The organism is Methylibium sp., assembly GCF_035762065.1.
Lineage (GTDB): Bacteria > Pseudomonadota > Gammaproteobacteria > Burkholderiales > Burkholderiaceae_C > Methylibium.
On the sequence record NZ_DASTPW010000002.1, the window covers coordinates 123,783 to 137,812 of the forward strand.

Annotated in this window: 11 protein-coding genes; 3 read left to right on the top strand and 8 right to left on the bottom strand. The window is 70.2% G+C overall.

Annotation, left to right across the window (positions count from 1 at the left end; translation table 11 throughout):
• Positions 1–28: 28 nt before the first annotated feature.
• The 3 genes from dnaE (at position 29) to VFR90_RS00785 (ending at position 5,595) form a co-directional block, all read left to right on the top strand.
• Complete coding sequence (gene dnaE / locus VFR90_RS00775; protein WP_326403998.1) at positions 29–3,655, top strand: DNA polymerase III subunit alpha; 3,627 nt, start codon at positions 29–31, stop codon at positions 3,653–3,655.
• Positions 3,656–3,744: 89 nt separating this feature from the next.
• Positions 3,745–4,230, top strand: coding sequence for a hypothetical protein (locus tag VFR90_RS00780; RefSeq protein ID WP_326403999.1), 486 nt, complete (start codon positions 3,745–3,747; stop codon positions 4,228–4,230).
• 102 nt (positions 4,231–4,332) lie between these two features.
• Positions 4,333–5,595, top strand: a complete 1,263-nt coding sequence (locus VFR90_RS00785) for a patatin-like phospholipase family protein (protein WP_326404000.1) — start codon at positions 4,333–4,335, stop codon at positions 5,593–5,595.
• A gap of 83 nt (positions 5,596–5,678) precedes the next feature.
• On the opposite strand, the gene VFR90_RS00790 is transcribed toward VFR90_RS00785, so the two are convergent.
• From VFR90_RS00790 to VFR90_RS00825, 8 genes are all read right to left on the bottom strand, one after another.
• Positions 5,679–6,011: a ComEA family DNA-binding protein gene (locus tag VFR90_RS00790; protein WP_326404001.1), complete on the bottom strand. Its 333-nt coding sequence runs from the start codon at positions 6,009–6,011 to the stop codon at positions 5,679–5,681.
• A gap of 129 nt (positions 6,012–6,140) precedes the next feature.
• The gene (rfaD, locus tag VFR90_RS00795) at positions 6,141–7,142 is read right to left on the bottom strand and encodes an ADP-glyceromanno-heptose 6-epimerase (RefSeq protein WP_326404002.1); all 1,002 of its coding nucleotides are present in this window, start codon (positions 7,140–7,142) and stop codon (positions 6,141–6,143) included.
• Complete coding sequence (gene rfaE1 / locus VFR90_RS00800) at positions 7,139–8,158, bottom strand: D-glycero-beta-D-manno-heptose-7-phosphate kinase (RefSeq protein WP_326404003.1); 1,020 nt, start codon at positions 8,156–8,158, stop codon at positions 7,139–7,141. Before rfaE1 ends, rfaD begins: the two co-directional genes overlap by 4 nt.
• Positions 8,155–9,333: a lipopolysaccharide assembly protein LapB gene (gene lapB / locus VFR90_RS00805; protein WP_326404004.1), complete on the bottom strand. Its 1,179-nt coding sequence runs from the start codon at positions 9,331–9,333 to the stop codon at positions 8,155–8,157. Before lapB ends, rfaE1 begins: the two co-directional genes overlap by 4 nt.
• On the bottom strand, positions 9,323–9,631 hold the full coding sequence (locus VFR90_RS00810; protein ID WP_326404005.1) for a lipopolysaccharide assembly protein LapA domain-containing protein: 309 nt from the start codon (positions 9,629–9,631) through the stop codon (positions 9,323–9,325). The genes lapB and VFR90_RS00810 overlap by 11 nt, the downstream gene beginning before the upstream one ends.
• 56 nt (positions 9,632–9,687) lie before the next feature.
• Positions 9,688–10,008, bottom strand: coding sequence for an integration host factor subunit beta (locus tag VFR90_RS00815; protein WP_326404006.1), 321 nt, complete (start codon positions 10,006–10,008; stop codon positions 9,688–9,690).
• 57 nt (positions 10,009–10,065) lie between these two features.
• A complete protein-coding gene (rpsA, locus tag VFR90_RS00820; protein WP_326404007.1) occupies positions 10,066–11,778 on the bottom strand; it encodes a 30S ribosomal protein S1 in 1,713 nt (570 codons plus the stop codon).
• 148 nt (positions 11,779–11,926) lie between these two features.
• Positions 11,927–13,933, bottom strand: coding sequence for a bifunctional 3-phosphoshikimate 1-carboxyvinyltransferase/cytidylate kinase (locus VFR90_RS00825; RefSeq protein ID WP_326404008.1), 2,007 nt, complete (start codon positions 13,931–13,933; stop codon positions 11,927–11,929).
• Positions 13,934–14,030 lie beyond the last annotated feature (97 nt).

The window sequence follows — 14,030 nt, forward strand, 5'->3', positions numbered from 1 at the left end:
CGCGCATGCGCTTCCTAGAATCCCGCGGATGAGCGCCGCGCCCCGATTCGTCCATCTCCGCAGCCACACCGAGTACTCCGTCGTCGACGGCATGCTACGCATCGACGCGATGGTCGAGGCCGCCGCGGCCGACGGCCAGCCGGCGCTCGCGATCACCGACCTGAGCAACCTGTTCGGCGCGGTCAAGTTCTACGAGGCCGCACGCAGTGCGGGCGTGCAGCCGCTGATCGGCGCGGACGTCTGGCTCGAAGACGCGGGCGAGGTGCAGGCCGGCGCGGAGGCCCGCCCGCCGAGCCGTCTGCTGCTGCTAGTGCAGGACCGGCGCGGCTACCTGAATCTTTGCGAGCTGCTGTCGCACGCCTGGACGCACAACGTGCGCAAGCACCTCGCCTGCGTCGCCTGGGAGCGGCTCGCGCAGCATCACGAAGGCTTGATCGCGCTGTCGGGCGCGGAACTGGGCGCGGTCGGCCAGGCGCTGCTGGCCGGCGATGCGGCGAAGGCCGAGGCCACGGCGCGGCGGCTCGCTTCCATCTTCCCCGGCCGCTTCTACCTCGAGCTGCAGCGCGCGGGCCTCGCGCGGCAGGAGACGCACGTGCGGGCCGCGGTGCCGCTCGCCGCGAAGCTGGGCCTGCCGGTGGTCGCGACGCACCCGCTGCAGTTCCTGGAGGCCGACGACTACGAGGCGCACGAGGCGCGCGTGTGCGTCGCCGAAGGCTCGACGCTCGGCGATCCGCGCCGCGTCAAGCGGTTCGGCCGCGAGCAGCACTTCCAGACGCAGCAGCAGATGGCCACGCGCTTCGCCGACCTGCCTTCGGCGCTGGCCAACAGCGTCGCGATCGCGAAGCGCTGCCACCTGGTGCTGGAGCTCGGCAAGCCGCAGCTGCCGGACTTCCCGATCCCGCAGGTGAACGGCGAGCGGATGGCGCCCGAGGCCTGGTTCCGGCACGTGTCGTTCGAGGGCCTGGAGCAGCGGCTCGTGCAGCTGTATCCCGATGCCGCGCTGCGCGAGCGGCGCCGCGCCGAGTACGTCGAGCGGCTCGAATTCGAGATCGCGACCATCGTGAAGATGGGCTTTCCCGGCTACTTCCTGATCGTGGCCGACTTCATCAACTGGGCGAAGGCCAACGGCTGCCCGGTCGGCCCCGGCCGCGGCTCGGGCGCGGGCTCGCTGGTCGCCTACGCGCTCGGCATCACGGGGCTGGACCCGCTCGCCTACCAGCTGTTCTTCGAACGCTTCCTGAACCCCGAGCGCGTGTCGATGCCCGACTTCGACATCGACTTCTGCCAGGCCAACCGCGAGCGCGTGATCGACTACGTCAAGCAGCGCTACGGCCGCGACGCGGTCGGCCAGATCGCCACCTTCGGCACGATGGCCGCGAAGGCCGCGCTGCGCGACGTCGGCCGCGTGCTCGGCATGGGCTACGGCCACGTGGACAGCATCGCGAAGCTGGTGCCGGCGCCGCCGGGCAGGACGGTCACGCTGCGCCGCCCGCCGCCGGGGCACGACCCGAAGAAGGACTCGACGGTCTACGCCCGCCTGGAGTCGCCCGAGATCGGCGAGCGCGAGAAGAAGGAAGAGGAAGTCGCCGCCCTGCTGGCGTTGGCCGAGCGCGTGGAAGGCACGGTGCGCAACGTCGGCATGCATGCGGGCGGCGTGCTGATCGCGCCGGGCAAGATCACGGACTTCTGTCCGCTGTACCAGCAGCCCGGCAGCAGCAGCGCGGTGAGCCAGTACGACAAGGACGACGTCGAGGCGATCGGTCTCGTGAAGTTCGACTTCCTGGGGCTGGCGACGCTGACCATCCTCGAGCTCGCGCGCGAGTTCCTGCGGACCCGCTACGCCGACAAGCAGCACTTCGACTTCGATGCGCTGCCGCTCGACGACCGCAGGGTCTACGCGCTGTTCTCCGAAGGCCTGACCGAGTCGGTCTTCCAGTTCGAATCGAGCGGCATGCGGGCGATGCTCAAGCAGGCCAAGCCGAGCCGCATCGAGGACCTGATCGCGCTGAACGCGATGTTTCGCCCGGGGCCGATGGAGAACATCCCGAGCTTCTGCCAGCGCAAGCACGGCAAGGAGGCGATCGACTACCCGCATCCGCTGCTGGAGAAGGTGCTCGGCGAGACCTACGGCATCTTCGTCTACCAGGAGCAGGTGATGCAGGCCGCGCAGATCCTCGCCGGCTATTCGCTCGGCGGCGCCGACCTGCTGCGCCGCGCGATGGGCAAGAAGAAGCCCGAGGAGATGGCCAAGCAGCGCTCGATCTTCCGCGAGGGCTGCGCGAAGAACGGCATCGGCCAGGCCAAGGCCGACGAGGTGTTCGACCTGATGGAGCAGTTCGCGGGCTACGGCTTCAACAAGAGCCACGCCGCCGCGTACTCGGTGCTGGCCTACCAGACGGCCTGGCTCAAGGTCCACCACCCAGCCGAGTTCTACGCGGCCAACATGACCGTCGAGCTCGACGACGCCGACAAGCTGCGCGTGCTGGTGCGCGACGCGAAGCATTTCGGCGTGGCCTTCGACGCGCCGGACATCAACGCCGGCACCTGGCGCTTCGAGCCGATCGAGGCGAAGCGGGTCAGGGGCCACGAGGGCGCACGCCATGGCGTGCGCTGGGGCCTCGGCGCGATCAAGGGCACGGGGCAGGGCGCGATCGAGGCGATCGTGCAGGCGCGTGGCGACCAGGCCTTCACGAGCCTGTTCGACTTCTGCGTGCGGGTGGATCGCACGCGGGTCAACAAGCGGGTCGTCGAGGCGCTGATCAAGGCGGGCGCCTTCGATGCGCTGCACGGGCACCGTGCCGGCTCGCCCCAAGCCGATGACACCTCTGCCGGGCGCAGCGCCGCAGGCGCGTCGGAGCGTTCCTCCATGCTTGCGAGCGTCGGCCTCGCCTTCGAGTTCGCCGACACCCGGGCGGCGCATGCCGACCAGGGCGGCCTGTTCGACTTCGACGATTCGCATGCCGCCTCGACGCAGGAGCCGGCGCTCGTCGCCGCCGTGCCGTGGGGCGTGCGCGAGCGGCTGATGCAGGAGAAGCAGGCGCTGGGCTTCTACATGTCGGGCCATTTGTTCGACGAAGTCGAGGCCGAGGTGCGGCGCTTCGCGAAGCGGCGCATCGCCGATCTGGTCGATGCGAGGGAGCCGCAGCTGGTGGCGGGGATCGTCACCGAGCTGCGCATCGTCAACGGCCAGCGCGGGCGGGTCGCGCTGTTCCGGCTCGACGACGGCAGCGACGCGATCGACGCGGTGGTCAACGAGGAACAGTTGCTCGTGCATCGCGAGCTGCTCGCCGAGGACGCGCTGATCGTCGTGCAAGCGCGGCTGCAGCCCGACCGCTTCTCCGGCGGGTTGCGGCTCAACGTGCAACAGGTCTGGGACATGGCGGCCGCGCGCTGCAAGTTCGGCCGCTTCCTGCGCGTGCCGGTCAACGGCGCGGCGCCGCCGGTCGACGAGTTGCTGCAAGCCTTTCCGCCACGTGCCGTGGAGTCGGAACAGGGCAGGACGCCGCTCGGGCTGGCGGTGCGGCTCGCGTTGCGGCGCGAGCGCGTCGAGGCCGAGCTCGACCTCGGCGACGCCGCACGCTTTTTCCCGAGCGACGAAGCGCTGTCGCGCTGGCGTGCGGGCAGTCACGGTCAGGCCATGGTCGTCTACGAATGACTCACGAGCGGCAACGAAACTTCACCGTCGGGCGTCGTCGGCGCGCCGGCGCACGCCGTTGTTCGGGGATCGCAATGCTTGGAGTCCGAATGAAGAAGATCACTGGGGCCTTTTGCGCCGCCGCCATGCTCGGCGCGGGGCTCGCCGCGCTGCCGGCGCGGGCGGCCGATGTCGGCGTCTCGGTCAGCGTCGGCCAGCCCGGCTTCTACGGCCGCATCGACATCAACAACCGGCCGCCGCCGCCCTTGATCTATCCCCAGCCGGTGATCGTCGCGCCGGCCCCGGTGGCGGTGATGCGCCAGCCGATCTACCTGCGCGTGCCGCCGGGCCATGCCAAGAACTGGGGCAAGCATTGCGCGCGCTATGCCGCCTGCGGCCAGCCGGTGTACTTCGTGCAGGACGGCTGGTACGAGGAGCAGTACGTGCGTCCGTATCGGCGTTCGCGCGGCGGCTACGAGCGTGGCTATCGGCAAGGCTACGAGCGCGGCTACGAGCGTGGCCATGACGACCGGGGTCACGGCAAGGGCCACGGCAAGGGCCATGGGAAGGGTCACGGCAAGGGTCGCGACGACTGAGGCCCCCACGGCCCCTTTCGAGGGCGCCGCAAGCGCGCCGCATGCCACGCTCGGTGCCGCCTTTGGAAGGGTTGCCGAGGGGCCGCGAACTATCCTCGCCGCGTGAACCCGACCGTCGGCCTCGTACTCACCGGAGGTGGCGCACGCGCCGCCTACCAGGTCGGCGTGCTGTCCGCGGTGGCGCGGCTTCGGCGCGAAGCTGGCGTGCGCGGCGGCAACCCCTTTCCGGTCATCGCCGGCACCTCGGCCGGCGCGATCAACGCCGCGGCCTTGAGCTGCGGTGCCGACGACTTCGAGCGCGCGGTGCGCCTGCTGCTGCGCGTGTGGCGCAATTTCGAGGCCGGGCAGGTCTACCGCGCCGATGCCTTCGGCGTGATCCGCACCGGCGCGCGCTGGCTCACCCTGTTCACGGCGGGATGGGCGCTGGCGAAGTGGCGGCGGGCGCGGCCGCGTTCGCTTCTCGACAACGCCCCGTTGCAAGAGCTGCTCGCGACGCTGCTGCCGATGCACCGTGTGCCGGCGCTGATCGATGAAGGCCATTTGCTCGGCCTGGCGATCAGCGCTTCGAGCTACAGCGCCGGCGACCACGTCACCTTCTACGACGCGCCGCGCGAGCTGACGCCCTGGACGCGCTCGCAGCGCGTGGCGATGCGCGCCTCGCTGGGCATCGAGCACCTGATGGCCTCGTCGGCGATCCCGTTCATCTTTCCCGCGGTGCCGCTGGCGCGCGGCCATGCCGACACGGCGCTCAGCGAGTACTTCGGCGACGGCTCGATGCGCCAGGCTGCGCCGATCTCGCCGGCGGTGCACCTCGGCGCCGAGCGCATCTTCGTGATCGGCGCCGGCCGCATGCACGAGCCGGCTGCGCCGAAGCCGGTGGCGAACAGCTACCCGAGCCTCGGGCAGATCGCCGGGCATGCGCTGTCGAACATCTTTCTCGATGCGCTGGCGGTGGACATCGAGCGGCTGCAACGCATCAACAACACGCTGGCCCTGCTCGGCGGCGAGGCGCGCGCGCGCACGAGCCTGCGGCCGATCGAGCTGCTGGTGATCGCACCGAGTCAGCGCATCGACTCGATCGCCGCGCGCCATCTGCACGCACTGCCTGCGCCGGTGCGCGCGATGCTGCGCTCGGTGGGGGTCAGCGAGGACGCGCCCGACTCGACCAAAGGCTCGGCGCTCGCGAGCTACCTGCTGTTCGAGGCGCCGTACACGCGCGAGCTGATCGCGCTCGGCGAGGCCGACACGATGGCGCGTCGCGACGACGTGCTGAAGTTCTTCGGCTGGGACACGAGCAGGCAGCAGGCACTGCCGCTGTCGGCGTGGCAGCCGTTCGCGGACACGAACGTCTCCAGCGACGTGTGAGCCGCAGCGCCCTCTCCCGCAGCCGGGAGAGGGCCTGAGCCGAACGGCTGCGCCGTACGACGACGGCGCATGGCGGCGGCGGATTACTTCGCAGGCTTGTCTGCGGGCTTCGCCTTCGCGGCGAGCGGCTTGTCGGCCTTCGCCGCCGCCGAGTACGGCGCGTCGTTGACCGTCAGCCCGGCGGTCGAGAAGCGCTGCGCGTTGCCCGGCCCGACGCCGCCAACGCGCTCGATCAGGTCGGGCCAGTCCTTGAACGCGGCCTTCTTGCGTTCGGCCAGCAGCTTGGCCGAAAGGCCTGGGCCGATGCCCTTGACGCTTTCGAGCGCGGCCTGATCGGCCTTGTTGACGTCGACCGCGGCGAAGGCCGCGAACGCGTGCAGCGCGAACAGCGCGGCGACCAGTTTCTTCATCAGCATCGATCTCTCCCTGAGGTGGCGGCCGCGTCGAAGCGAAGCGGCTTTCGCCACTGTAGGAAGACGGCGCTGCGGCGTCTTCGCTCGCTCGGGCCACTCTGCGGGCGGCCCCTGGGCGGGCGGCAGTGGCGCTCAGGTCGCGGGCTGCGCGGCGAGCCAGTCGATGTAGCGATCGACGCCGGTGGCGACGTCGGCGAAGACCACATCGCAGCCCGTCGCCCGCAAGGCGCTCAGGTCGGCTTGCGTGTGGCACTGGTACTTGCCGACCAGCGCATCGGGGAAGGGGATGTATTGCACGAGGCCTTGTGCGACTTGATCGGCCAGGCTCAGTGCCGGCCGACCGGCGAGCCGACGGCAGGCATTCACCGTGGCCTGTGCCACGTCGTTGAACGGCTGCGCGCGGCCGGTGCCGAGGTTGACGATGCCGCGCGCCGCCGGATGCGCGAAGAACCAGAGGTTCACCGCGACCACGTCGTCGACGCTCACGAAGTCGCGCTCCTGCAGGCCCGGCCCGTAGCCACCGTACTCGCCGAAGAGCTTGACGCTGCCGTGCTCGCGCAACTGCTGGAAGTGATGGAAGGCGACCGAGGCCATGCGGCCCTTGTGCGTCTCGCGCGGGCCATAGACGTTGAAGTAGCGGAACCCCGCGACCTGGACCGAAGCCGTCTGCAGTTGCCGGCGCACCACCTGATCGAACAGCAGCTTCGACCATCCGTAGACGTTGAGCGGCCGCTCGTTCGCGGGCGTCTCGATGAAACCCGTGCTGGCGCCATACGTGGCCGCCGAGGAGGCATACAGCAGACGCACGCCGCGCGCGAGGCACGCATCGAGCAGGTCTTTCGATGCCCGGTAGTTGGTGTCGAGCATGTAGCGGCCGTCGTGCTCCATCGTGTCGGAGCAGGCGCCTTCATGGAACACCGCATCGACTTTGCCGAACTCGCCGCGTGCGAAGCGGGCGTAGAAGTCGGTCTTGTCGAGGTAGTCCGCGATGCGCGCATCGACGAGGTTGCGGAACTTGCCGGCGTGCGTGAGGTTGTCGACCGCGATCACGTCGTCGATGCCAAGCCGGTTGAGCCCGAGCACGATGTTGCTGCCGATCATGCCGGCCGCGCCGGTGACGACCACGCGGGTCATGCCGAACCCCCACGATCGCCTGCGGCGCCCGGTGCCCTCGGGAGGGGGGCCGCGCTCGGGAGACCGTCGCCGCTCATGAAAACCTCCTCGTAGCTCGCGCTCGCGGTGCCGAACTTGCTGACCACCACGCTGCCGGCCTTGTTGGCCCAGGGCATCGACTCGCGTGCGTCGAGGCCGCAGGCCATCAGCGTCGCGAGCGTCGCGATCACGGTGTCGCCGGCGCCGGTGACGTCGAAGACCTCGCGCGCCTGCGCCGGCACGCTGGCATCGCCACCGGCGTCGAAGACCGTCATGCCTTCTTCGCTGCGGGTGACGAGCAGCGCGGCCAGGTTCAGCTCGGCACGCAAGGCTTGCGCCTTCGTGCGCAGCTGCGCTTCGCCGCTCCAGCTGCCGGCGACCTGCGCAAGCTCCGCGCGGTTCGGCGTGATCACGCTCGCGCCGGCGTAGCGCTGCCAGCTGGCGCCCTTGGGATCGACCAGCACCGGCTTGCCCGCCGCGCGCGCGAGTTCGATCATCCGCGGGATGTGCTCGAGCCCGCCCTTGCCGTAGTCCGAGAACAGCACCGCGTCGTGCTTCGCGAGCGCGGTCTCGTAGTCGGCCAGCATGCCGGCGAGCACCTCGTGATCGGGCTGGTTCTCGAAGTCGACGCGGATCAGCTGCTGCGAGCGGCCGATCACGCGCAGCTTGACGATGGTGTAGAGCTGCGGATCGCGGCCGAGCAGCGTCGCGACGCCGTCGCGTTCGAGCAGGCGTTCGAGCGTGCGCGCGGGCTCGTCGTCGCCGACGACGGTGAGCAGCGTCGCCTGCGCGCCGAGCTTCTTGACGTTGAGCGCGACGTTGGCCGCGCCGCCCAGGCGCTCCTCCTCACGGTTGACGCGCACCACCGGCACCGGCGCCTCGGGCGATATGCGTTCGACGGCGCCGAACCAGTAGCGGTCGAGCATCGCGTCGCCGACCACGAGCACGCGCGCGGCGGCGATGCGCTCGCGACCTGGAGCGACGATCGGGATGGTCATTGGTCTTCGAGCCGCGTCGGCGGATAGCTGTCCCAGCTGTGGCAGCCGGGGCATTGCCAAAAATAGTTCTGCGCCTCGAAGCCACAGGCGGCGCAGCGGTAGCGGCGCAGCGGCCGCGCAGCGGCGGCGAGCACCTGCTGCAGGCGGCGGGTTTCGGCGGCAGTGGGCGTCGAGCCGAGCGCGTCGCGATGTTGCAGCAGCGCTGCGGCGGCCGAGGGCGTCGGATGGCGCTCGAGGTGCGATGCCAGTGCGGCGAAGCCGTCGCTTGCGGCCGGCTCGAGCGTGCGCAGCGCCTGCAACAGATCGAGGCAGGGCTGGCGTTCGTAGGCCGCTTGCAGCAGCTTGCGGCCGGCGGCGAGGTCAAGCTCGGAGCCCGCGGCTTTCGCGCTCGCCGCGATCTCGCCGGCAACGAGCGCCAGCGCCGGCGGCTGCACCTTGAACAGATCGCCCCATGCGGCGAGCGCATCGCGGTGGCGGCCCGCCTGGGCGAGGCGCTGCGCTTCGATCACGCGCGGCCGCGCTGCCTGCGGTGCCGCTTCGCGCGCCTTGCGCAGCTCGGCATCGGCATCGTCGGGCCGCAGGCGCGCATCGGCCTCCAGCGCCAGCTCGCAGTGGTGGTGCGCGATGCGCTGCGCGAACGAGCCGGCGCCAGCCGCTTCAAGCTTGCGGGCGACTTCGATCGCCGCATGCCAGTCCCGCGCGTGCTCGTGCAGCAGCAGGCGTTCGAGCCGCGCATCGGTCGCGAAGGCGGTGCCTTCGAGCCTCCGAAAGGCTTCCTCGGCGCGGTCGAACAGGCCGGCCTTCAGGTAGTCCTGTGCAAGCGCGTGCTGGGCGCGTTCGCGTTCGGTGGCGGAGAGGTCGCCGCGGCCCAGCAGGTGCTGATGCACCCGCACCGCGCGCTCGTACTCGCCACGGCGGCGGAACAGGTTGCCGAGCGCGAAGTGCAGATCGGAGCTGCCGGGATCGTGCTGGACCGCTTCGATGAAGGCGTCGATCGCCTTGTCCTGCTGTTCGTTGAGCAGCAGGTTCAGGCCCTTGAAATAGGCTTTCGGCGACTCTTGCTGCTCGCGCTTCCACTGGCGCAAATCGAAGCGCGACGCCAGCCAGCCGAGCGCGAACGCCAGCATCAGGCCGACGAGGGCCAGCGTCAGCGAGTCGAAGGGGTCAAAGTCCATCGCGCGGCGGGTGGTCGAGCGCGACCGGTTCGGTGGACGCCGCCGCCGGCGGCGCCGTGCCCGGTGGGAGCGACGACGCGGACCGTGCCGGTTGGCGCGCGCGCCACCAGCTCGGCAGCATCCCGGCGACGCCGGCCGCACAGCCCGCGCCGAACGCCGCCAGCACCACGAAGATCATCGGCGAGCGCCATTCGCGTCCGAAGAAGGCCTTCAGCGCGACCTCGTGCTGGTTGTTCAGCGCGAAGGCGAACAGCGCGACGAAGACGACGATCCTCAGCAACCAGACGAGCACGCGCATCGGCCGATCGTAAGCGCGCGATGCGACTCAGCAGCCTGCGCTGCGCACCGGCCGCGTCACTCGCCGACCGCGCGTGCGCGCTCCGGCGGCTCGACGGGCTGGCGGTCGACCGCCTCGCGCAGCGCCTTGCCCGGCTTGAAGTGCGGCACCAGCTTCTCGGGCACCGCGACCTGTTCGCCCGAGCGCGGGTTGCGCCCCGTGCGTGGCGGCCGGCGGTTGACCGAGAAGCTGCCGAAGCCGCGGATCTCGATCCGGTGCCCGCGCGCCAGCGCGTCGCTCATCGCGTCGAGCATGGTCTTCACCGCGAACTCGGTATCCCGGTTCGTCAGTTGCGTGAAGCGCTCGCCCAGCAGGGCGACGAGGTCGGAGCGGGTCATGGCGGCTGGTCAGCCGCGCCTCGAAGCCGGGGCTCCGGGGCGCGGCTGCGGCGTGGCTCACTCGCGGTTGTCGAGCTTGGCCTTGAGCAGCGCGCCCAGGCTCGTCGTGCCGGCGCTCTCGCGCTCGCTCGACTGGTGCAGGCGCTGCATCGCTTCCTGGCTGTCCGCCGAGTCCTTGGCCTTGATCGACAACTGGATCGAGCGCGTCTTGCGATCGACATTGATGATCAGCGCCGTCACCTCGTCGCCTTCCTTCAGCACGTTGCGTGCGTCCTCGACGCGGTCGCGGCTGATCTCGGAAGCGCGCAGGTAGCCGGTGACGTCGTCGGCCAGCTGGATCTCGGCGCCGCGCGGATCGACGGTCTTGACCTTCCCGGTGACCGTCATGCCGCGGTCGTTGACCGAGGTGTAGGTCGCGAACGGGTCGCCGTCGAGCTGCTTGATGCCCAGCGAGATGCGCTCGCGCTCGACGTCGATCGCCAGCACCAGCGCCTCGACCTCCTGACCCTTCTTGTAGTTGCGCACCGCCTGCTCGCCCGGCTCGTGCCAGGACAGGTCGGACAGGTGCACCAGGCCGTCGATGCCGGCGGCCAGACCCACGAACACGCCGAAGTCGGTGATCGACTTGACGGGGCCCTTGAGCTTGTCGCCGCGCTTGTGGTTCTGCGCGAATTCGTCCCAGGGATTGGCCTTGCACTGCTTCATGCCCAGGCTGATGCGGCGCTTGTCCTCGTCGATCTCGAGGACCATGACCTCGACCTCCTCGCCCATCGTGACAAGCTTGCTCGGCGCGACGTTCTTGTTGGTCCAGTCCATCTCCGAGACGTGCACGAGGCCCTCGATGCCCGGCTCGATCTCGACGAAGGCGCCGTAGTCGGCGATGTTGGTGACCTTGCCGAACAGGCGGGTGCCCTGCGGGTAGCGGCGCGAGACGCCGACCCAGGGGTCGTCGCCCATCTGCTTGAGGCCCAGCGAGACGCGGTTCTTCTCGGCGTCGAACTTGAGGACCTTGGCGGTGAGCTCCTGGCCGACCTGCACGACTTCCGTCGGGTGGCGCACGCGGCGCCACGCCATGTCGGTGATGTGCAGCAGGCCGTCGATGCCGCCGAGGTCGACGAACGCGCCGTACTCGGTGATGTTTTTGACGACGCCGTTGACGAAGGCGCCTTCGCGCAGCGTGCTCAGCAGCTTGGCGCGCTCCTCGCCCATCGAAGCCTCGACCACCGCGCGGCGCGACAACACGACGTTGTTGCGCTTGCGGTCGAGCTTGATGACCTTGAACTCCATCGTCTTACCTTCGAACGGCGTCATGTCCTTGACCGGACGCGTATCGAGCAGCGAGCCGGGCAGGAAGGCGCGGATGCCATTGACGAGGACGGTCAGGCCGCCCTTGACCTTGCCGTTGACGGTGCCGGTGACGAAGTCGCCCGACTCGAGCGAAGTCTCGAGCGACATCCACGAGGCGAGGCGCTTGGCCTTGTCGCGGCTCAGGATGGTGTCGCCGTAGCCGTTCTCGATCGCGTCGATCGCGACGGAGACGAAATCGCCGACCTCGACCTCGAGCTCACCCTGGTCGTTCTTGAATTCTTCGATCGCGACATAGGCCTCGCTCTTCAGGCCGGCGTTCACGACGACGAAGCTGTGCTCGATGCGCACCACCTCGGCGGTGATCACTTCGCCGGCGCGCATGTCGGAGCGCTTGAGCGACTCCTCGAACAACGCGGCGAACGATTCCATGCCTTCGGCCGAGGCCATTGCGGTTTGACTCATGTGGTTTCCTGGGGCCGGTGGTGGCCGGCGTTGCCGCAGAAGCGGCGGGTCGGTGGTTGCAACAACCGCCGCTTCGGTGGGCCCCCGCCATTGCAGCGGAGAGCACCGAGGGGAAGCGACGGACCGGGATGCGTTCTGGGCCTGTCCTTCAACCGGCTTCGAACGGCCGCACGGCCCTCCACCAGCGGAGCACCTCGTCGACCGAGGCTTCGATCGTGAGGGCCGAGTTGTCGAGCCGTTGCGCCTGCGCGGCGGGCTTCAGGGGCGCGACGCTGCGGTTTTTGTCCCGTTCGTCGCGTGCTTCGAGGTCTGCGCGCAGGGCCGCGATGCTAGCAGAAACACCCTTGGAAGCGAGCTGCTTGTGCCGCCTCGCGGCGCGGGTTTCGGCGCTTGCCGTCAGGAAGACCTTCAATGGGGCGTCGGGGAATATCACCGTGCCCATGTCGCGCCCATCGGCGACCAGCCCGGGCAGGCGCCGGAAGGCGAGCTGCAGATCGACCAGCGCGGTGCGCACCGACGGCAGCGCGGCGATGCGCGAGGCCAGGCTGCCGACCTCCTCCTGGCGCAGTGCGTCGGTCACGTCTTCGCCAGCCAGCAGCACGCGCTGCTTCTCGAAGCGCAGTGGCAGCGCGCGGGCGAGGGCGGCGAGCGCCGGCTCGTCCGCGCCGTCCGCACCTGAGCGCAGTGCCGCCAGCGCAGTCGCGCGGTACAGCGCGCCGGAGTCGAGGTGGTGGTAGCCGAGGCATTGCGCCAGCGCATCGGCAAGGGTGCCCTTGCCGGAGGCCGTCGGGCCGTCGACGGTCAGCACCGGGATGTCGGCCGGCGCCGCCTCGGCCACCGCGAACAGCGCCTCGAAGTACTCGGGGAAGGTCTTGCCGACGCAGCGGGGGTCGAGCACGCGCACCGGCTGGTGTCCGCCAGCAGCAGGATTGAACGCCGCCAGCGAAGCGCACATCGCCATCCGGTGATCGTCGTAGGTGCGGATCGTCGCGGCACGCCAGGCGGCGGGCGGCTTCACCTCGATGAAGTCCGCTCCCTCCTCGACCTCGGCGCCGAACTTGCGCAGTTCGGCGGCCATCGCCGCGATGCGGTCGGTTTCCTTGACGCGCCAGCTCGCGATGTTCGTGAGCCGCGTCGGCCCGTCGGCGTAGAGGGCCATTGCCGCCAGCGTCATGGCGGCGTCGGGGATGGCATTGCAGTCGAGCGTGATGCCGGCGAGCGGCCAGCGCCCGCGTCGCACGGCGAGCGCGTTCGGCTCCTCGCGCACGTCGGCCCCCATCGCGCGCGCTGCATCGACGAAGCGGATGTCACCCTGAATTGACGCCGAGCCGACGCCTTCGATTCTCAGCGGCGCAGCGGTCGCCGCGATCGCGCCGGCCGCGACGAAGTAGCTGGCCGACGAGGCATCGCCCTCGACGTGCACCTCGCCGGGCGACGTATACGCCGCGCCGGGCGGGATCGTGAAGCGCTGCCAGCCGTCGCGCTCCACCGCGATGCCGAAGCGCGCGAGCAGCTTCAGCGTGATCTCGATGTAGGGCTTGGAGATCAGTTCGCCGACGACCTCGATCTCGATCGCGCGTGCTTCGGCCACCAGCGGCAGCGCCATCAGCAACGCGGTCAGGAATTGGCTGGAGACATCCCCGCGGACGCGGATCGGCGCGTCGAGCCTCAGCGTGCCGCCGTCCAGACGCAGCGGCGGGTAGCCCTCGTGGCCGAGGCAGGTGATCGCCAAGCCCAGCGGGCGCAACGCATCGACCAGGTCGCCGATCGGCCGCTCGTGCATGCGAGCGACGCCGCTCAGTTCGAAGCGGCCGCCCTGCGTGGCGGCCAGCAGCGCGAGCGCGGCGGCGAGCGGGCGCATCGCGGTGCCGGCATTGCCGAGGAACAGCTTCGCCTCCTTGACGGCCAGCCGGCCGCCGAGGCCGTGAACGAGATGCACGTCGCCGTCGCGCTCGACGCGGCAGCCGAGCGTGCGCAGCGCGTCGAGCATCACCCGCGTGTCGTCCGAGTCGAGCAGATCGTGCACGCGCGTCGCGCCGGCGCTCAAACCCGCGAGCAGCAGCACGCGGTTCGAGATGCTCTTCGAGCCGGGCAGCCGCACCGTGCCGGCGACGCGGCGCAACGGGGGGATGTCGAGGAAGGCAGGGCCGCTCATGCTTCGTATGCAGCGCGTGATCGCGCCACCAGCAATTCCTTCAAGCTGGCAGCCGCCGCAAATCCCGCTCGGCCGGGCCGCGGAGCGGCGCCCCGTG